We start from the raw sequence: 18,027 nt of genomic DNA on the forward strand, positions 1-18,027 counted from the left end.
TGCGGCGACGTTGCCCGGCGGCACCGCGGCCTGAACCGGCACCTGACGGCCTGTGGAGAAGCAGCATCGCGTCGCCAGGCTTGTTGGCGGTTGTTGACGGTTGATGACGCCTGCAACCGTCAACAACCGCAGGAATCCCCGGCTAGGCGGTGATTCCTGCAGCAGCAGCGCAGCGAGTCACTGGGTGACGCGGTACGCGTCGAAGACCCCCGGCACGGACCGGACGGCGTTCAGCACGGTGTCGAGGTGCTTGGCGTCCGCCATCTCGAAGGTGAACCGCGACTTCGCCACGCGGTCGCGCGATGTGGTGAGGTTGGCGGACAGGATGTTCACGTGGGCGTCGGACAGCACCATGGTGATGTCCGAGAGCAGGCGGGAGCGGTCCAGCGCCTCGACCTGGATGTTGACCAGGAAGGTCGACTGGCCGGTCGGCGCCCACTCGACGTCGACGAGCTTCTCGGGCTGGGACAGCAGGTTCTCGGCGTTGGTGCAGTCCTTGCGGTGGACCGAGACTCCCCCGCCCTTCGTCACGAAGCCCAGGATCGAGTCCGGCGGCACCGGGGTGCAGCACTTGGCCAGCTTGACCCACACGTCGGGAGAGCCGGTCACGATCACACCGGCGTCGCCGCCGCTGGGACGCCGCGGGCGACCGCGGCGGCCGGTGATCGTCACGGCCTCGGCGAGGTCCTCCTGGGCCCCCTCGTCGCCACCGTGCAGCTCGATGACCTTGCGTACGACGGTCTGCGCACCGAGGTTGCCCTCACCGACGGCGGCGTACAGGGCGGAGACGTCGGTGAGGCGGAACGCGCCGGCAGCGAGGGTGAGCGAGTCGTGGGACAGCAGGCGCTTGAGGGGCAGCCCCTCCTTGCGCATCAGCTTGGCGATCTCGTCCTTGCCGCGCTCGATCGCCTCCTCGCGCCGCTCCTTGGTGAACCACTGGCGGATCTTGGAGCGCGCCCGCTGCGACTTCACGAAGTTGAGCCAGTCGCGCGACGGGCCGGCGCCCTCGGCCTTGGAGGTGAAGACCTCGACGACGTCGCCGTTCTCCAGCGTCGACTCGAGCGGGACGAGGCGGCCGTTGACCCGGGCGCCGATGGTGCGGTTGCCGACCTCGGTGTGCACGGCGTAGGCGAAGTCCACCGGGGTCGATCCCGACGGGAGCGCGATGACGTCACCGCGCGGCGTGAAGACGTAGGTCTCGGCCTGGTTGATCTCGAAGCGCAGCGACTCCAGGAACTCGCCCGGATCCTCGACCTCGCTCTGCCAGTCGAGGAGCTGGCGCACCCAGCTCATGTCGTCGAGGTCGCCCGGCTTGTCGGTGTCGTTGCCGGCGCGGCCGTCCTCCTTGTACTTCCAGTGCGCCGCGACGCCGTACTCGGCTCGCCGGTGCTGGGCGAAGGTGCGGATCTGCATCTCGACCGGCTTGCCCTGCGGGCCGATCACCGTCGTGTGCAGTGACTGGTACATGTTGAACTTCGGCATCGCGACGTAGTCCTTGAACCGGCCCAGGACCGGGTTCCAGCGCGAGTGCAGGACGCCGAGGACGCCGTAGCAGTCACGGTCCTCCTCGACGAGGATGCGGATGCCGACCAGGTCGTAGATGTCGGAGAAGTCGCGGCCGCCGACGATCATCTTCTGGTAGATCGAGTAGTAGTGCTTCGGCCGGCCGGTGACGGTCGCCTTGATCTTCGCCTCGCGCAGGTCCTTCTCGACCTGGGAGATCACCTCGGCGAGGAACTGGTCGCGCGAGGGCGCCCGTTCGGCGACCATCCGCACGATCTCGTCGTAGATCTTCGGGTGGAGCGTCGAGAAGGCGAGGTCCTCGAGCTCCCACTTGATGGTGTTCATGCCGAGCCGGTGGGCCAGCGGGGCGTAGATGTCGAGGGTCTCGCGGGCCTTGCGCTCCTGCGTCGACTGCTTGACGAAGCGCAGGGTCCGCATGTTGTGCAGCCGGTCGGCGAGCTTGATGACGAGGACCCGGATGTCGCGCGACATCGCGACGATCATCTTGCGGATCGTCTCGGCGTTGGCGGACTCGCCGTAGACGACCTTGTCGAGCTTGGTCACCCCGTCGACCAGCTGGGCGACCTCGTCACCGAAGTCGCGGCGACACTCCTCCAGCGTGTACGGCGTGTCCTCGACCGTGTCGTGCAGGAGGGCGGCGACCAGCGTCGGCTCCGTCATGCCGATGCCGGCGAGGATCGTGGTCACCGCGAGCGGGTGGGTGATGTAGGGGTCGCCGCTCTTGCGCTTCTGGTCGGCGTGCAGCCGCTCGGCGGTCACGTAGGCCCGCTCCAGCAGCGCGAGGTCGGCCTTCGGGTGGTTGGCCCGCACCGCGCGGAACAGCGGCTCGAGGACCGGGTTGGACGCCTGGCTGCGGCTGCCCATCCGGGCCAGCCGGGCCCGCATGCTGCGACCGGCCGGCGCCTCCGGCGTGACCGGGACGGACGCAGGCTCCACCCGCGGAACCACGCGGGGTGGGGTGCGCTCCTCGGTCATTGCCCCAGTCTAGTGGCGGCCCCGAGCGTCGTGGGCCGGGGACTCACACGGTCAGCAGCGCGGTGGACGGTACGTCGCCGAGCGCGGCCCGTCCGTCGAGGAAGCCGAGCTCCATCAGGAAGGCGAAGCTCGCCGTCGTCGCGCCGCAGGCGGTGACGAGGTCGTACGTCGCGCGCGCCGTGCCGCCGGTCGCGAGCACGTCGTCGACGACCAGCACGCGCTCGCCCGGCGCGACGGCGTCCCGGTGCAGCTCGAGCACCGCCTCGCCGTACTCGAGCGCGTAGGCGACGCTGTGCGTGTCGTGCGGCAGCTTGCCCGCCTTGCGCACCGGCACGAAGCCCACGCCCAGCGACAGCGCCACCGGCGCGGCGAGGATGAACCCGCGTGCCTCCATGCCGAGCACCTTGTCGACCCGGGTCGCGCCCGACGCGTCCCGGCCGGCAGCGGCCAGCCCCTCGACGACGGCCGAGAAGCCGGCGGCGTCGGCCAGCAGCGGGGTGATGTCCTTGAACAGCACCCCCGGCTCCGGGAAGTCCGGGACGTCCCGGACGAGCCGGGTGAGCGCCTCGACCGCCCGATCGGTGACCGACCCGTGAGCCACGGCGCCCTACTTCTTGGGTCGCTTGGAGCGGGACTGGCGCTGCGGCTGCTTGCGCCCGGAGCTCCCGCTCTCGTTGACCGGGCGGTTCGGCGCCGGCACGTTGCGGCCCTTGCCGACCGCGCCCTGCTGGACGGCCGGTCGCGTGCGCTCGGCGGGAGCGTCCTCGACCTCGTCGGCCAGCTCCGCGGGGTCGTCGACGTCGATGCCGCCACCCACGGGCGACTCGTCGACCGCGGCCGGCACGGACGCGTAGCGGTCGGCGAGCGCACGCTGCTTCGCCTTCGCGCGGCGCGCCTGGATCTGGACCTCGGTCTCCTGCATCTTCAGGTGGACCAGCACGCGCGGCGCCAGCATCACCGAGGAGTAGACACCCACGCCCATGCCGACGAACTGCGCGAGCGCGAGGTCCTGCAGCGAGCTCGCACCCAGTTGGACCGCGCTGACGTAGAGGATCGCGCCGATCGGGATGAGCGCCACGATCGAGGTGTTGATCGAGCGGACCAGGGTCTGGTTGACAGCCAGGTTGGCCGCGTCGGCGTACGACTGCGTGTTCTTGCGCAGCTGGTGGGTGTTCTCCTTGATCTTGTCGAACACGACCACCGTGTCGTAGAGCGAGAAGCCGAGGATCGCGAGCAGGCCGGTGACCGCCGCGGGCGTCACCTGGAAGCCCGACAGGGCGTAGACGCCGACGGTCAGCATCACGTCGTGGATCAGCGCGATGAGCGCCGCGACGGACATCCGCCACTCGCGGAAGTAGCCCCAGATGAAGAGCACGACCAGCACCAGGAAGATGCCGACGCCGATGGCGGCCTTCTTGGCCACCTCCTGGCCCCAGCTCGGTCCGATGTCCTGGATGGTGATGTCACCCTCGTCGACCTGCGGGAACTCCTCGTGGATCAGCGCGCTCATCTCCGCACGCTGGTCCTTGGTGAGGTTCTCGACCTGGACGGTCAGCGACTCGTTGCCCTCGGTGGTGACGACGGGGTTCTCCGCGTTCGCGATGCCGGAGTCGGCCACCTTCTCCCGAAGGTCGTCGGCGTTGCCCTGGGTCGCGTTGCCGTCGCCCACGGGGACCGACAGCGTCGTACCGCCGGTGAACTCGACGCCCATGTTGAGCGGCTTGGCGAACAGTACGACGACGGCCAGGCCGACGAGCAGTGCGGAGATGCCGTAGAACAGCCACGGCTTCCCGACGAAGTTGATCGACTTGCGGCCCTGGTAGAGCTCGTTGCCCAGGCGCGACATCCTGCCCATCAGCGGCCACCTCCCGTGCTCGCGGTGCGCGGCTTCGCCACGTCCATGCCGAGTGTCTCCTTGCTGAGGCCGGACAGCTTGTGCCCGGAGTTGAAGGCGTGGAACTGAGCCAGCCACGAGACCATCGGCTTCGTGAACCAGAAGAGCACCGCGAGGTCGATGAGCGTGGTGAGGCCCAGCGCGAAGCCGAAGCCCTTCACCGCGCCCGTGGCGAAGATGTAGAGCACCAGCGCCGAGAGGATCTGGACCGTGTTGGCCGCGACCCGGGTGACCCGGGCGCGGGCCCATCCGGTCTCGACCGCGACCCGCATCGACTTGCCCTCGCGCATCTCGTCCCGGATGCGCTCGAAGAAGATGACGAACGAGTCGGCCGTGATGCCGACCGCGATGATCAGGCCGGCGATGCCGGGCAGGGTCAGCGTGAAGCCGGCGGTCTCGCTCAGCAGCAGCACCATCGCGTAGGTGATGGCCGCCGCCACGAAGAGCGAGCTGACGACCACGAGGCCCAGACCGCGGTAGTAGAACAGGCAGTAGAGCATCACCAGGACGAGGCCGATGGCCCCGGCGGTGAGGCCGGCGTTGAGCTGGTTGCCGGCGAGCGAGGGGCCGATCTCCTCGACGGAGGTCTGCTTGTCGTCGAACTTGATCGGCAGCGCACCGAACTTGAGGCTGTTGGCCAGGTCGAGCGCCTCCTGCTCGGTGAAGTCACCGGTGATGCTGGAGCGGCCGTCGGTGATGACGGCGGTCATCACCGGGTCGGAGATGACCACGGCGTCGAGGACGATCGCGAACTGCTCCTGGGTGCCCTGGAAGGCCCGGGAGACCGTCTCGAAGTCCGAGGCCGCGCCGGCCGAGCCCTTCGGGTTGGCCCGCTTCTTGTCGTTGCCCATCTCGATGTTGACCTGCCAGCCGACGCCGTTCTGCGGCGTACCGGCGGACGCGCCGTCGAGCTCGGTGCCCTCGATGATCGAGCGGCTGAGGAGGTACTTGCCCGAGGGGCGGTCCTTCTGCGGCGCCGAGCAGGCGACGAGCGGCTTGTCGGGGTCGTCCTCGAGGTCGGCCGGCTTGCCGTCGGTCGCGTTGAGGAGCACGCCCTTCTCGTCGCAGGTGTACTTGCCGAACTCGGCGATCGAGGCCTCGTCGGGGCTGCGCGCCCAGGCGATCGCGTCCTCGGCGGTGAAGGCCTTGCCGTCGCCGTCCGCCGCCCCGTCCGCGGGGGCCTCGGACGACGCGCCATCCTCGGGCGTCCCGCTCGGGTCCGCCGTGCCGGTGGCGGCATCCGTGGCCTTGGTGCTGGGGTCGTCGGTCGGCTCGCCGTCGGCGCTCAGGTCGAGACCCGGACGGCCGAGGCCGCCGGGCAGGCCTCCGGTGGACTGGGCGCACGGGCCCTGGGAGAAGTCCGAGCAGGCGACCAGGCGGAAGCGCAGCTGCGCCTGCCGCTTGACGGTCTCCTCGAGCTGGTCACGGTCGGCGCCCTTGCCCGGCACCTCGACGACGATGTTGCGCCCGCCCTGGGTGGTGACCGCCGCCTCGGCGACACCGGAGCCGTTGACGCGCTGGTCGATGATCCGGCGCGCCTCCTCGAGGTTCTCCTTGCTGGGGGTCCCGTCGGTGGTCAGCGTGATCCGGGTGCCGCCCTGGAGGTCGAGGCCGAGGGCTGGACGCCACGGCTTCTCCGGCGGCTTGACGCCGGCCTGCGACAGCGCGGTGAGTCCGTAGACCACGGCGAGGCCGAGGAAGAAGATGATCAGGTTGCGCCCGGGGCGCGGACGGCGCGCGGCCATGCTCAGCGCTCCTCTTCGGGGTCGGTGGAGTCGTCGTCGGGGGCGTCGGCGGCCGCGGTCTCGGCGAGGTCGCGGCGTACGGACGCCACGGCGCCGCGCACGACCTCGACCACCACGCCGGGCGCGATCTCGAGCTCGAGGTTGTCACCGGTCGTGGCGACGATGGTGCCGAAGATGCCGGACGTCAGCATCACGTCGTCGCCGACGGACAGCTGCGACTGGAGCTCGGCAGCCTGCTTGCGCTGGCGGGACGCCGGCCGGATGATCAGCAGCCAGAAGATGACGGCGATCGCGACGATCGGCAGCAGTTGTGCAGCGTCTTTCACAGACGAACCTCTCCAGCGGGGCAGGGATGAGCACCGCTCCTGCGTGGCAGGGGCGGGCCGACAGGGAAGTGTAGCCACGGACCCCAGCCGCCGCGGGATCGGCGGGGTCAGTCCTCGAAGAGGGTCGGCGTCGCCTCGTCCGTCGGGTACGACGGCGCCGGCATCCCGAGGTGCGCCCAGGCCGCCGGCGTGGCGATCCGGCCCCGTGGGGTGCGGGCGAGGAAGCCGTTGCGCACGAGGAACGGCTCGGCGACCTCCTCGACGGTCTCCCGCTCCTCGCCGACGGCGACCGCGAGCGTGGAGACGCCCACCGGTCCCCCGCCGAAGCGGCGGCACAGGACGTCGAGGACGGCGCGGTCGAGCCGGTCGAGGCCGAGCCCGTCGACCTCGTACAGGTCGAGGGCGGCCTCGGCGACGCTGCGCGTCACGGTGCCGTCGGCGCGGACCTGGGCGTAGTCGCGCACCCGGCGCAGCAGGCGGTTGGCGATGCGTGGCGTGCCACGCGAGCGGCCGGCGATCTCGGCCGAGCCCTCAGCGGTGAGCTCGACGCCGAGCAGCCCCGCCGAGCGGCCGACGATCAGGTCGAGCTCGGCGGGCTCGTAGAACTCGAGGTGAGCGGTGAAGCCGAACCGGTCGCGCAGCGGACCCGGCAGCAGGCCCGCCCGGGTGGTCGCGCCGACGAGGGTGAAGGGCGGGATCTCCAGCGGGATCGCCGTCGCTCCCGGTCCCTTGCCGATGACGACGTCGACGCGGAAGTCCTCCATCGCGAGGTAGAGCATCTCCTCCGCGGGTCGCGACATCCGGTGGATCTCGTCGACGAAGAGGACCTCGCCCTCGTTGAGCCCGGACAGGATCGCCGCCAGGTCGCCCGCGTGGGTGATGGCGGGCCCGCTCGTGATGCGCAGGGGCGCGGACATCTCGTGGGCGATGATCATCGCCAGCGTCGTCTTGCCCAGCCCGGGCGGACCGGAGAGCAGCACGTGGTCGGGCGCCCTCCCCCGCTGCCGAGCGGCCTCGAGGACCAGGCCCAGCTGGTCGCGCACGCGCACCTGGCCGACGACCTCGTCGAGGCTGCGCGGGCGCAGGGCCGCCTCGACGGCCCGCTCGTCGCCCTCCGCCTCGGCAGCGGTGAGCGAGCGGAGGTGGACCTCCTCAGCGGCGGCGAGCTCGTCCTCGTGGAAGGGCACGACCGATCACGCCTTCGAGAGCGAGCGCAGCGCCGCGCGCAGCAGCGCGCCGACGTCCGGCGAGCCCGCATCGGCCTGGTCGGCGACCGCGTCGACGGCCTTCTCGGCGTCCTTGGCGTTGTAGCCGAGGCCGACCAGTCCCTGGTGGACCTGGTCGCGCCAGGCAGCGGCCGCCACCGGAGCACCGCCGCCCGTCGCGCCGATGGGGGCGCCGATCCGGTCCTTGAGCTCCAGGATGATCCGCTGGGCGCCCTTCTGGCCGATGCCGGGCACCTTGGTGAGGGTCTTGACGTCCTCGGTGGCGATGGCCGTGCGGACCCCGTCGGGCGAGAGCACGGCGATGATCGACTGGGCGACCTTCGGACCGACGCCCGAGGCGGTCTGGACGAGCTCGAAGATCGCCTTCTCCTCCTCGTCGGCGAAGCCGTAGAGGGTGAGGGAGTCCTCGCGCACGACCATGCTCGTGGGCAGCGTCGCCTGACGGCCGGTGCGGAGCTGGGCGATGGTGCCCGGCGTGCACATCAGCTCGAGGCCGACACCACCGACCTCGACGATGGCGCTGGACAGGGTGACGGCAGCGACGTTGCCGCGCACGAATGCGATCATCGGACTCCTCCGGGCAGACGGGAACGGGTGGCGCGCGATGCGGCCAGCGCGGCGTCGATGCGCGCCTGCGAGCCGCCGCGCCAGATGTGGGTGATCGCGAGCGCCAGCGCGTCGGCGGCATCAGCCGGCTTGGGCATCGCGTCGAGGCGGAGGATGCGCGTGACCATCGCCCCGACCTGCGCCTTGTCCGCGCGTCCGTTGCCGGACACGGCGGCCTTCACCTCGCTCGGGGTGTGCAGGGCCACGGGCAGCCCGCGCCGCGCGGCGCACACCATCGCGATGCCGGCGGCCTGGGCGGTGCCCATGATCGTGCTGACGTCGGAGCGGGCGAAGATCCGCTCGATGGCCACGGCGTCGGGCCGGAACTCGTCGAGCCGGGCGTCGATGCCCTTCTCGATCGTGACCAGCCGCTCCGGGACCGAGAGCTCGGCGGACGTGCGTACGACGCCCACGTCGACCAGCGTCAGCGGCCGGCCGATCGAGCCGTCGACCACACCGAGGCCGCACCGGGTCAGTCCCGGGTCGATCCCGAGCACGCGCACGTCGTCACCTTCCGTCCGAACATGTGTTCGGAGACCAAGGTAGACGAAAGGACGTGCGATCCGGCCGGGACACGCCCGGCCGGCGCCCCGTCACTCCTCGATCTGGTCGAGGACCTCGTCCGGGATGTCGGCGTTGGAGAAGACGTTCTGGACGTCGTCGAGGTCGTCGACCGCGTCGACGAGCTTGAAGACCTTCCCGGCCGCCGTCGGGTCGGCGACGGGGATGTCCATCGAGGCGACGAACTGGACCTCGGCGGAGTCGTAGTCGATGCCGGCCTCCTGCAGCGCCGAGCGGACCGCGACGACGTCGGTCGCCTCGGACTGGACCTCGAAGCTGTCGCCGAGGTCGTTGACCTCCTCCGCTCCCGCGTCGAGGGTGGCCTCGAGGATGTCGTCCTCGGAGATCTCCTTGCCCTCCTGGGCCTTGGCGACGACGACGACGCCCTTGCGCGTGAACAGGCGCGAGACCGAGCCGGGGTCGGCCATGGTGCCGCCGTTGCGGGTGACCGCGGTGCGGACCTCCATCGCGGCGCGGTTGCGGTTGTCGGTGAGGCACTCGACGAGGAGCGCGACGCCCTGCGGGCCGTAGACCTCGTACATGATCGTCTCGTAGTCGACGCCGCCACCCTCGAGGCCGCCGCCGCGCTTCACGGCCGAGTCGATGTTCTTGTTGGGGACCGACTGCTTCTTCGCCTTCTGGATGGCGTCGAACAGGGTCGGGTTGCCGGACGGGTCGGGGCCACCCATCTTCGCGGCGATCTCGATGTTCTTGATCAGCTTCGCGAAGAGCTTGCCGCGCTTGGCGTCGATCGCGGCCTTCTTGTGCTTCGTGGTTGCCCACTTGGAGTGGCCAGACATTTCCGTCCCTCTTCTACCTCGACGACTTCCCTGCTGCCCGGCACCGCCGGAACAGCCGTGCGAGTCTATCCGGCGACCATCTCCAGGAAGACGCGGTGCACCCGGCCGTCCCCGTCCACCTCGGGGTGGAAGGACGTGGCGAGCAGGTGCCCCTGGCGTACGGCGACCGGGTGCCCGTGCGCCTCGGCGAGCACCTCGACGGCCGGTCCGGCCGCCTCCACCCACGGCGCACGGATGAACACGGCGTGCACCGGCGCGTCGAGGCCGGTGAAGTCGAGGTCGGCCTCGAACGAGTCGACCTGGCGCCCGAAGGCGTTGCGCCGGACGGTCACGTCGAGGCCGCCGATCGTCTCCTGCCCGACCGTCCCGCCCTCGATGCGGTCGGCGAGCAGGATCATCCCCGCGCAGGTGCCGAAGGTCGGCATGCCGCCCGCGACGCGCTCGCGGAGCGGGTCGAGCAGCTCGAACGTGCGGGCCAGCTTGGCCATCGTCGTCGACTCGCCGCCCGGGAGGACCAGCCCGTCACAACGCTCGAGCTCGGCGGGGCGGCGTACGGGGAAGGCGTCGGCGCCCAACGCGGTCAGGGCGTGCAGGTGTTCGCGGACGTCGCCCTGCAGGGCGAAGACTCCGATCGACGGCATGGGCACCGATCCTAGGGCGGTGGTCGTCGCGTCCCGGCGGCGGCCGTCCGGCCGGTCCCGCCACCACGCTCCAGAGCGCGGGCAGGAAGCAGGCGAGCACCAGCAGGGCCCACCACCACAGCGGCACGCGCGGGTGCATCGTGATGCCGTATCGGCCGTCGTCGTCGCGGTGGGTGATCAGCACCGAGCCGACCTCGCCGTCCGTCAGGTCGACGTGCGCGCCGCGGTGCGCCTGGAGTCGGACGGGGGCCAGCCCGGTCGAGACGTACGTCGCCCGCGCCCCGCCGTCGACCTCGGCGAACCCGAGCTCCTGGGCCCGCATGAAGGGCCGGTGGACGACGATCGCCACGCAGAGCAGCACCGCTCCCCCGACGACCAGGACGGGCGTGCGCCAGGTCGGCGACCGGACCAGCCACGCGACGGCGGCCAGGACGAGGCCGCCGACGAGCAGCAGGGGCGCCGCGACGACGAGCCAGCCGACGCCCGGCCACGTCCACACCACCTCGCCGACGAGGTCCGCCTGGGTGATCCGCCACGGGTCGGGTGCGGTGATCGCCCCCTGGGTGCCGATGCTGCCGTCCGCGTGGATGACGGCGACCCGGTGGCTGTAGGTGACGTCGCCGCCCGGCGGGTGGAAGGTCACGAAGTCGCCGACGTGCAGGGAGCCGATGTCCACGGGCTCGACCCACAGCAGCGAGTTCACCGGCGCGACGGTCCCCATCGAGGCCGTCTCCACCCGCTCCCAGTGCCCACCGCCCGCCCGCCACGCGCCCGCGGCGGCGGTGGCCGCGACCAGCACGGCGAGGAGGGTCCACTGCAGGGCGACCACGGCCCGGCGCCGGCTCATGCGAGGAACACCATGGCCGGGTCGGAGGTCCACTGCATCGCCATGGTCCAGCTCGTCGCCGGGCTGGTGCCGTAGGTGAAGGTCAGCGGGACCAGCAGGCGCAGGCCGGTGATGTCGGTGCTGTAGCCCGGCCCGCGCGCGGAGCTCGTGGTCAGGGACTGCGCCTGCCCCGCCGCCGGCGCCGCGACCGTGCGGGGGTTCGACGCGGGCGCCACGAGCGCGGTCAGGGTCATCGGCCCGACAGTGGCTGCCGGGTTGGTGAAGGCCAGGGTCGCCAGCACCTGGCTGCACGGGTCGGCCATCGCTCCCGGCAGCGTCCCCGTGTACGTCGTCAGGCCGTCGTCGCCCAGCATCCAGATCGACGCCGTCCCGCCCGTGCCGGCCAGGGACGTGCGGTAGGCAGTGGCGCTGGCGGCGGCGTACAGCGTGCCGACGGTGCCGGCCGACAGCGCGGTCGACTGGTTGACGAACGCGCCGGACAGGCGCCCGTGGAAGGACGACGACGGAGGCGCGGTCAGGCCGGTGAAGTCCGACCAGCCGAGGTGCCAGTAGCCGCTGGTGCCGGTCAGCAGGGCCAGCACGGTGCTCGACGCCTGGACGTTGCCGTCGACGTACAGGGTGATCGTCATGGTCACGCCGAGGACCGCCTTGGAGACGGTGAGGACCGCGAGGTGCCAGCCCGACGAGTACGACGACGAGCTGGCCCCCTGGGTGGTGCCGAGCGTGCTCGACACCGCGTAGCGGACCTTGCCGTTCTGGTCGAGCCAGAGCGCCGGGTTGGCCGCGCCGCTGCCGTTGGACAGGCTGCTGCTGAGGCTGAGCAGCCCACCGCCCTGGGCGTCGGACGCGTTGAACCAGACGCCCAGCGAGTAGTTGTTGGACAGCAGGCCGAGCAGGCCCGAGCCGTTGGTGCCGACGATGTCGGTGGCGTAGCCCGATCCGGAGAACTGTGCCGAGGACGTGCTGCCCCACGGGTCGGCCCGCTGTAAGGCGACCGCGTTGCGCGCCAGGAGCGGGTCGCCCGCCTGCTGGGTGTTGGCGAAGCGGACCGGGCCGCACGAGGCGGTGGCCAGGCTCTGGGTGATCGCACGGCCGCTGTCGTTGGTGATCGTGTCCCCCGCGCTCGCGGGCGCTCCGGACGAGGGCGCCAGGGAGCCCGGACACGCGACCGTGGCCGTGCGCGGCCCGCCGACGCAGGGCCCACCGGTGTGGGCATGCGTCACGGCGAGGGTTCCGGAGGCGGCGGTGTCCGTGCTGTTGGCGACCACCGCCGACGTCCAGCCGGACAGGGTCCCGGACGTCCCCGTGGCGAGGCCGAGCAGCGCCAGCGCCGCCACCGCGACGGTCCAGCGGCCCGGCCGCGTCATTTGTTCAGCGTCCAGCTCAGCGGCTGGCTGACCGTGACGCCCTGGTCGAGCACGGATGCGCCCCCGGGCAGCGCGACCGTGATCCGGCAGGTCGCCGAGGCGCCGGACGCCAGGCCCGGCGTGTGGGTCAGCGTCGGCATGCTGGCTGCCGAGCCGGCGGCGTACACGAGGTCGGTCCAGGCCGCGCCCGCCGAGTACGACGACCCGCTCGAGCAGCTGACCGCCACCGTGAGGTCGGTGGTGCACAGGTTGTTGGGTGTCGGCGTGCCGCTCGACGGGCTGGACGCGCACGTGCCCGGGGTCAGCACGAAGCTCGACGCGTTGGCCGCGCCGAGGTTGGTGAACACCACGTCGCTCACCTGACTGCCGCCGGGCGCGAGGGGCGAGGTCGTGCCGCCGTACTTGTTGATCGTCGTGCAGGTCGCCGAGTTGGCCGCGCCGTCGCTGGACCGGCAGGTCTGCGTGACGTGACCCGCGGTGCCGTCGGGGCCGACCTCCTGGAGGATCACCGCGGTCGTGGTCGCGACCGTGTTGGTGCCATTGGTCAGCACCGCGCTCGTCCAGTCCGAGAGGGTGCCGTTGACGCCGAGGGTCAGCAGCGCGGCCGCGGTCGCGCAGGCGCCGGCGAGGAGGCCACGCGGGCCCGGGCGCGGCCACCGGCGCCGTGCGGCGTGGCGGTGCGTCGGCGCCACGGCGCCATCACCCCAGCGTCCAGACCAGCGGCTGCGTCGCGGTCTGCCCCGAGACCTGCGGCGACGCGGACGCGGGCAGCGAGACGTCGAAGGTGCAGTCCGTCGAGTCCCCCGCGTCGAGGCTGGCGACGACGGCCTGGTCGCCGAAGGCCGAGAGCACGACGGGGGCCCCGGTGGTGTCGAGCGCGCTGGGTGCCGTGCAGACGACCGTGACGAGCGCGACGTCGCAGATGCTCGCCGTCGCGGTCGGGCTCCCCCCGGACGTCGCGCAGGCGCCGGGTCCCAGCGCGAGCGGGCCGCTGCCCGTGCCGGTGTTCGTGAGCGTGACGGTCACCGACTGGTGGTCGCCCGGCTCCAGCGGCGTCGCGGTGCCGCCGTACTTGTCGATGGTCGAGCAGGTGTACGTGTTGGCGGACCCACCGCCGTCGGTGGACGTGCACACCGCGCTGTTGGGTCCGGTCTCCTCGAGGACCAGCGCCTGCGCCGCCTCGAGGGTGTTGGTGTCGTTGGTGATGATCGCGCGGGTCCAACTGGCCAGCGTGCCGCTCACGCCGAGGACCAGGAGGACCGCGGCGATCGCGCCGGCACCGACGAGCGCGAGGCTGCGGCGACGGTCGCGGGAACGGGCAGTGGTCATGCCCCTTCATCGGCCGCGCCGCCGCCCGGCTGAGGACTCAGGACACCGAGCAGTTCTTGTTGCCGTTGCCGGAGTAGTTGGCGGCGTTCGACAGCGTCGACTCCACGCCCCCGGTGACGGCGACCAGTCGGAAGGTCCCGGCCTCGTTGTTGATCGACTGCGTCTGGCCGCTGCGCGCCGTCCCCGCGAAGGTGGTCGGGGTGCGGAAGCTGCCACCACCGCCGTAGTAGAGCTTGAACGAGTCGGGGTTGCCCGAGCCGGACCAGGTCCACGTCAGGTTGTAGGGGTTGTTGCCGTTGATGGTCGTGCAGCCGGTGATGACCGGCGTCACCGGCACCGGCGCCGCCACCGTGAACGTGGTGACCAGCGGCGTGGCCGTGTTGCCGGCGACGTCGGAGGCCGAGTACGTCGCCTGGTAGGTCCCGTTGACCATGAGCGCCGCCGTGAGCCCGCTGGAGCGGTACTGCGCTCCCGACACGACGGTCATCGGCTGGGCCGCGCACGCGGTGCCGTTGACGAAGGCCGAGCCGTCCCAGCACTGGACGGTGCCGCTGGTGCGTACCAGCTTCACCGCCACGGCGCTCACGCCGGAGCCGGCCGTGTCGGTCGCGTTGACGCAGACCTGGTTGGCGCTCGACGAGCACGAGAGCGCTGCCCAGTTCGTACCCGTCGCGCCGTTGCTGGGCGCCGGGCTCGTCAGCACCGGGGGCGTCGTGTCAGGCGTCGTGATCGTCGCGGTCGCTGTCGCGGTGTCCGTCCACACCGCCGACGTGAAGGCCCACGGACCACCGCCGGTCACACCGACGACGCCGCCGACGGCGAGGACCGAAGCGAGACCGGCGGGCACGACCAGCCGCCTGGCGCCCGTCGTACGACGCCGGGCGCCGCCGCCGCGGTGGCCGAACCCGAGGAGGGCGGCAGCCGCCACGAGCAGCCCCGCGGCCAGCAGCCCGGCAGGGCTGGAGGCGGCGCTGAGCACGCGGCCGGCGTACGGGATCCCGAAGGCGACGCGATCGGCCGCGTCCACGACGTAGGTCTCGGCGTCCGGCACGTTGTTGGTGTCGCCCTGCAGGGTCAGCGCGACGCCGTCGCCCGACGGCACCGCCGCCACGACCCGGTGGGTGACCCGGTGGCCCTGGGCGTCCACCACGCTGACGACGTCCCCGACCGAGATGTCCGCGGCAGGGACCTCCCGGGCGACGCCCAGCGCACCGGCCTCGTAGGAGGGGCTCATCGACCCGGAGACGAAGACGAGCGGAGTGACGTGGAAGAGCCACCCGGCGACGAAGCCGGCCAGGCAGAGGGCGCCCAGCACGCCGCCCGTCCACAGCACGGCCTCCCGGCCCCAGCGCGCCACCCGGGTCATGCGATCACCTGCGTCGCCGCGAAGGTGAACGCGACATTGGACGACTGGAAGCCGCCGACGCCGGAACCGGACGGGAGCGTCACCTGCACGCAAAGGTCGTGGTACGGGGTCACGGACGTCGCGGCGAGGTTGCCACCGGGGGCGCTGTAGCCGTTGAGGTTCGCGTTGGCGGTGCCGACGACGGTCCCGCCGGTGCACGTCGAGCCGCTCACGGTTCCTCCCTTGCGCACGGTGACCTTGAGCGCGGCACCGAGCGTGCCCGTGGCGGTCGCCGAGACGGTGTACCCGAAGGTGAGCCGCCCGGTGCTGTTGTTGCGGACCCGGAGGACCTTGGCCACCGAGCCGCCAGAGGCCGGGATGCTGCCGGAGAGGTCGCTCCACACGTAGGTCTCGGGCTTCACCTTGTTGTTCGTGGCGAGGTCGATGTGGACGGCGCCGGCCTGCACGGCCACGCCCTCCACCGTCGCCGCGTTGTGCCAGTACGCCGAGGTGGCGACGGCACCCGCGCCGAGCAGCAGGCCCGCCGACAGCAGGGCCCGGGTGCGACCGCGGCCGAACCAGCGGGCGCGCTGCGCACGGTGCCGGGGATCAGGCCTGTCCATCGGTGACCACCTCCTCGTCACGGTCGCGGCGGTCGCGGCGTCGGACCAGTGCGAGACCGGTGCCGACGAGCGCGGCCGCGAGCCACAGGAGGCCGGGCGCGACGGCGGAACCGGTGCCCGGCAGGCCGTCCTGCACGCCGCCCACCTGGCCGTCGTCACCGTCACCGGAGCCGGACCCGTCGCCGTCGCCCTCGTCGACACCTCCGACGTCGCCGTCCTCGGAGAGGGTGAGCCTGATCCGGAACGGGACGGAGTCGACCTGGCGGGTGGAGTCCCAGTCGAAGGTCGCACGCACGGAGACTCGCGTCTGGGCGCCCTCGGCCACCTCGAGCTCGGTCGCGGCCCGCGTCGTGCCGGCCTCGACCGGGAGCCAGGCACCGTTGCCGATCCGTGCCTCGAGCGTGAAGTCGTCGTCGGCGAGCAGCAGGTCGGGGTCGTTCGCGACCACGTCGACCGTGAGCACGCCGGCGGAGGGGCCGTCGTTGCGGACCCGGAACGAGCGGACCTCCTGGTCGCCCGGGACGAACCGGAACGACGGCTCGAAGAGCGGCGCGGTGAGCTCGGTGCTCCAGCTGACGCCGTCGCGGCTCAACCCGATCTCGTCGTCGGCGTGCGCCGGCGCGGCAGCCAGCGTGACCGTCGCGATGGCGACGGACACGATCGGTGCGACGAGACGCCGGATCACGATGAAGCCCTTCCTGTTGCTCTTCTGCGGGTCCCGGTGCGGACCAGGACCACGACGGCCAGCAGGAGGATTCCTGCCGCCAACGCCGGCGCGGGCCGGCGGTTCTTCCCAGGTGGTGCGAGTGCTGCGGGTCGTGCTGGTGCTGCTGACGTTGCTGGTGCTGCCGGATCCGTCGACCCCTCAGTGACCGGCTCCGGCGACTCCCTCTTCACCCGCCGGCGGTCACGGAGTGCCGTGACGAACATGAAGGCTGCGTAGCCGATGAGCGCCGCCGAGACGCCGAAGACGGCCCACTGACGCTCCTGGCCCGACAGCACGTTGTTGAGTCGTCCGAGGTACGGCGCCGAGTACCACAGCCGGCCCCTGACCTGGACCTCGGCGACCGGGAGCGGGTCCGGGTCGTCGTTGGCGTCGCCCTGCGTGATCAGCTGCGTCGTTCCGTCGAACCGGTTGCTGACCCCGACCACCCGGTGGGTGACGACGGTCGCCTTGCCGGACTCGAGCTGGTAGGTGATCACGTCGCCGACGGCGATCTCGTCCATGTCGACGGGCTTGACCACCACCAGCGTGCCCGGCGGGTAGGTCGGCTCCATCGAGCCGGTGAGCACCGTGTACGGCGTCGCCCCGGCGAGCCGCGGCACGAGGACCGCGGCCGCCAGGATGACGACCACACCGAGGATCACCACCCACAGCACGACCTGCCAGAGCCAACCGAGCGTCGCTCGTGCCGTGGGTGCCACCCGTCAGACGCCGTGATCGCCGGGAGCGATCAGCTGTGGACCTGGGTCAGCGAGAAGCCGAAGTCGCTCAGCGTCACGTTCTGGGTCTGCGTGCCGTTGCCCGCGGTGCCCAGGAAGGTGATGGTGATCGACGCGTCGACGACGTCGCCGTCGTTGGCCTCGGTGATGACGCCGTCGGCCACGTCGGTCCCGTCGATCTGGAACGAGTCGTCGATGGTCAGGTTCGTGCCCGTCAGCGAACCGCCACGGGTCGGGTCCGTGACGTCGAGGTTGGCGCGCAGGTGCTCACCGGTCGCCTGGACCTCGAACGAGCAGGTCTTCGTGAGGGTGTCGCCGGGGACGATGAGGTCGCCGGCCTCCCAGACCTTGCTGGCCTCGTCCTCGCCGCTGTCGAACACCCAGTCGGCGTCCGCGCACGTGTCGTTGATGATCTTGAGCTCGCCCGCGGTCGCAGCGATGCCCTCGACGTCAGCGTCGGCGGTCCAGAACGCGAGCGTCCCGGCGCCACCCATGAGCAGCACGGCCGCGCCGCCGGCGGCGAGTGCGCCCTTCGTCGTCTTCTTCATTGGTTCTCCAGTCCCCATGCCTGCGTTGTCCCCAGGTCTGGCTCTCAGTTGTGAGGGATTGACTTTTTCCGACGCGGGAGCGCCTCGGAATCCGAAACGAAGGCAATCACGGACGGTCATGCAGGCGCGGGGAAACCGGGACATTGGCCCGGTAAATAAATCGGAGCCATGGTCCTGACGTGTCAGGACCATGGCTCCGATGGGTCATGCGGGTGGTTGCCCGCGTG

General features: G+C 71.6%; 19 protein-coding genes. All 19 read right to left on the reverse strand.

All coding sequences use genetic code 11. The features are described from left to right. Positions 1-177 precede the first annotated feature (177 nt). Positions 178-2,409, reverse strand: coding sequence for a RelA/SpoT family protein (locus BJ993_RS23555; protein ID WP_036545374.1), 2,232 nt, complete (start codon positions 2,407-2,409; stop codon positions 178-180). 133 nt (positions 2,410-2,542) lie between these two features. Beyond that, positions 2,543-3,100 carry an adenine phosphoribosyltransferase gene (locus BJ993_RS23560; RefSeq protein ID WP_179651628.1) on the reverse strand — a complete coding sequence of 186 codons (558 nt, stop codon included), beginning with the start codon at positions 3,098-3,100 and terminating at the stop codon, positions 2,543-2,545. Between the two features lie 6 nt (positions 3,101-3,106). Next, entirely contained in the window at positions 3,107-4,354 is a 1,248-nt protein-coding gene (secF, locus tag BJ993_RS23565) for a protein translocase subunit SecF (protein ID WP_179651630.1), read from the reverse strand. Then, positions 4,354-6,138 carry a protein translocase subunit SecD gene (gene secD / locus BJ993_RS23570; protein ID WP_179651632.1) on the reverse strand — a complete coding sequence of 595 codons (1,785 nt, stop codon included), beginning with the start codon at positions 6,136-6,138 and terminating at the stop codon, positions 4,354-4,356. The genes secF and secD overlap by 1 nt, the downstream gene beginning before the upstream one ends. A 2-nt stretch (positions 6,139-6,140) precedes the next feature. Continuing rightward, positions 6,141-6,464, reverse strand: a complete 324-nt coding sequence (gene yajC / locus BJ993_RS26700) for a preprotein translocase subunit YajC (RefSeq protein WP_179651634.1) — start codon at positions 6,462-6,464, stop codon at positions 6,141-6,143. A 107-nt stretch (positions 6,465-6,571) separates the two neighbouring features. Next, positions 6,572-7,651, reverse strand: coding sequence for a Holliday junction branch migration DNA helicase RuvB (ruvB, locus tag BJ993_RS23580; protein ID WP_179651636.1), 1,080 nt, complete (start codon positions 7,649-7,651; stop codon positions 6,572-6,574). Positions 7,652-7,657: 6 nt separating this feature from the next. Continuing rightward, positions 7,658-8,257 (reverse strand): Holliday junction branch migration protein RuvA, encoded by a 600-nt coding sequence (gene ruvA / locus BJ993_RS23585; protein ID WP_179651638.1) that lies wholly within the window; start codon positions 8,255-8,257, stop codon positions 7,658-7,660. Then, positions 8,254-8,799, reverse strand: coding sequence for a crossover junction endodeoxyribonuclease RuvC (gene ruvC, locus BJ993_RS23590; protein WP_036544977.1), 546 nt, complete (start codon positions 8,797-8,799; stop codon positions 8,254-8,256). The genes ruvA and ruvC overlap by 4 nt, the downstream gene beginning before the upstream one ends. Positions 8,800-8,889: 90 nt before the next feature. Continuing rightward, positions 8,890-9,657 (reverse strand): YebC/PmpR family DNA-binding transcriptional regulator, encoded by a 768-nt coding sequence (locus tag BJ993_RS23595; protein WP_036544974.1) that lies wholly within the window; start codon positions 9,655-9,657, stop codon positions 8,890-8,892. Positions 9,658-9,722: 65 nt separating this feature from the next. Next, complete coding sequence (pdxT, locus tag BJ993_RS23600) at positions 9,723-10,298, reverse strand: pyridoxal 5'-phosphate synthase glutaminase subunit PdxT (RefSeq protein ID WP_179651640.1); 576 nt, start codon at positions 10,296-10,298, stop codon at positions 9,723-9,725. Beyond that, positions 10,180-11,145, reverse strand: coding sequence for a S24/S26 family peptidase (locus BJ993_RS23605; protein WP_179651642.1), 966 nt, complete (start codon positions 11,143-11,145; stop codon positions 10,180-10,182). Before BJ993_RS23605 ends, pdxT begins: the two co-directional genes overlap by 119 nt. Continuing rightward, on the reverse strand, positions 11,142-12,512 hold the full coding sequence (locus BJ993_RS23610; protein WP_179651644.1) for a LamG-like jellyroll fold domain-containing protein: 1,371 nt from the start codon (positions 12,510-12,512) through the stop codon (positions 11,142-11,144). The genes BJ993_RS23605 and BJ993_RS23610 overlap by 4 nt, the downstream gene beginning before the upstream one ends. Continuing rightward, complete coding sequence (locus tag BJ993_RS23615) at positions 12,509-13,204, reverse strand: hypothetical protein (RefSeq protein WP_179651646.1); 696 nt, start codon at positions 13,202-13,204, stop codon at positions 12,509-12,511. Before BJ993_RS23615 ends, BJ993_RS23610 begins: the two co-directional genes overlap by 4 nt. Positions 13,205-13,211: 7 nt before the next feature. Continuing rightward, positions 13,212-13,841, reverse strand: a complete 630-nt coding sequence (locus BJ993_RS23620) for a hypothetical protein (protein ID WP_179651648.1) — start codon at positions 13,839-13,841, stop codon at positions 13,212-13,214. Between the two features lie 37 nt (positions 13,842-13,878). Further along, positions 13,879-15,207 carry a signal peptidase I gene (locus BJ993_RS23625; protein WP_179651650.1) on the reverse strand — a complete coding sequence of 443 codons (1,329 nt, stop codon included), beginning with the start codon at positions 15,205-15,207 and terminating at the stop codon, positions 13,879-13,881. After that, positions 15,204-15,809: a SipW-dependent-type signal peptide-containing protein gene (locus BJ993_RS23630; protein ID WP_179651652.1), complete on the reverse strand. Its 606-nt coding sequence runs from the start codon at positions 15,807-15,809 to the stop codon at positions 15,204-15,206. Before BJ993_RS23630 ends, BJ993_RS23625 begins: the two co-directional genes overlap by 4 nt. Further along, entirely contained in the window at positions 15,796-16,494 is a 699-nt protein-coding gene (locus BJ993_RS23635; RefSeq protein WP_179651654.1) for a hypothetical protein, read from the reverse strand. The genes BJ993_RS23630 and BJ993_RS23635 overlap by 14 nt, the downstream gene beginning before the upstream one ends. Further along, the gene (locus BJ993_RS23640) at positions 16,491-17,234 is read right to left on the reverse strand and encodes a signal peptidase I (RefSeq protein ID WP_179651656.1); all 744 of its coding nucleotides are present in this window, start codon (positions 17,232-17,234) and stop codon (positions 16,491-16,493) included. Before BJ993_RS23640 ends, BJ993_RS23635 begins: the two co-directional genes overlap by 4 nt. A gap of 29 nt (positions 17,235-17,263) precedes the next feature. After that, the gene (locus BJ993_RS23645) at positions 17,264-17,800 is read right to left on the reverse strand and encodes an alternate-type signal peptide domain-containing protein (protein WP_179651658.1); all 537 of its coding nucleotides are present in this window, start codon (positions 17,798-17,800) and stop codon (positions 17,264-17,266) included. Positions 17,801-18,027 lie beyond the last annotated feature (227 nt).

Origin of the sequence: Nocardioides aromaticivorans, assembly GCF_013408525.1 — a bacterium.
GTDB classification, from domain to species: Bacteria; Actinomycetota; Actinomycetes; order Propionibacteriales; family Nocardioidaceae; genus Nocardioides; species Nocardioides aromaticivorans.

Coding starts and splice junctions, on each gene's coding strand:
- BJ993_RS23610 (WP_179651644.1), bottom strand. CDS start 12,512: ATGACGCGGCCGGGCCGCTGGACCGTCGCGGTGGCGGCGCTGGCGCTG.
- BJ993_RS23605 (WP_179651642.1), bottom strand. CDS start 11,145: ATGAGCCGGCGCCGGGCCGTGGTCGCCCTGCAGTGGACCCTCCTCGCC.
- BJ993_RS23645 (WP_179651658.1), bottom strand. CDS start 17,800: ATGAAGAAGACGACGAAGGGCGCACTCGCCGCCGGCGGCGCGGCCGTG.
- pdxT (WP_179651640.1), bottom strand. CDS start 10,298: ATGCCGTCGATCGGAGTCTTCGCCCTGCAGGGCGACGTCCGCGAACAC.
- ruvA (WP_179651638.1), bottom strand. CDS start 8,257: ATGATCGCATTCGTGCGCGGCAACGTCGCTGCCGTCACCCTGTCCAGC.
- BJ993_RS23555 (WP_036545374.1), bottom strand. CDS start 2,409: ATGCGGGCCCGGCTGGCCCGGATGGGCAGCCGCAGCCAGGCGTCCAAC.
- BJ993_RS23620 (WP_179651648.1), bottom strand. CDS start 13,841: ATGACCACTGCCCGTTCCCGCGACCGTCGCCGCAGCCTCGCGCTCGTC.
- secF (WP_179651630.1), bottom strand. CDS start 4,354: ATGGGCAGGATGTCGCGCCTGGGCAACGAGCTCTACCAGGGCCGCAAG.
- BJ993_RS23595 (WP_036544974.1), bottom strand. CDS start 9,657: ATGTCTGGCCACTCCAAGTGGGCAACCACGAAGCACAAGAAGGCCGCG.
- BJ993_RS23630 (WP_179651652.1), bottom strand. CDS start 15,809: ATGGACAGGCCTGATCCCCGGCACCGTGCGCAGCGCGCCCGCTGGTTC.
- BJ993_RS23625 (WP_179651650.1), bottom strand. CDS start 15,207: ATGACCCGGGTGGCGCGCTGGGGCCGGGAGGCCGTGCTGTGGACGGGC.
- secD (WP_179651632.1), bottom strand. CDS start 6,138: ATGGCCGCGCGCCGTCCGCGCCCCGGGCGCAACCTGATCATCTTCTTC.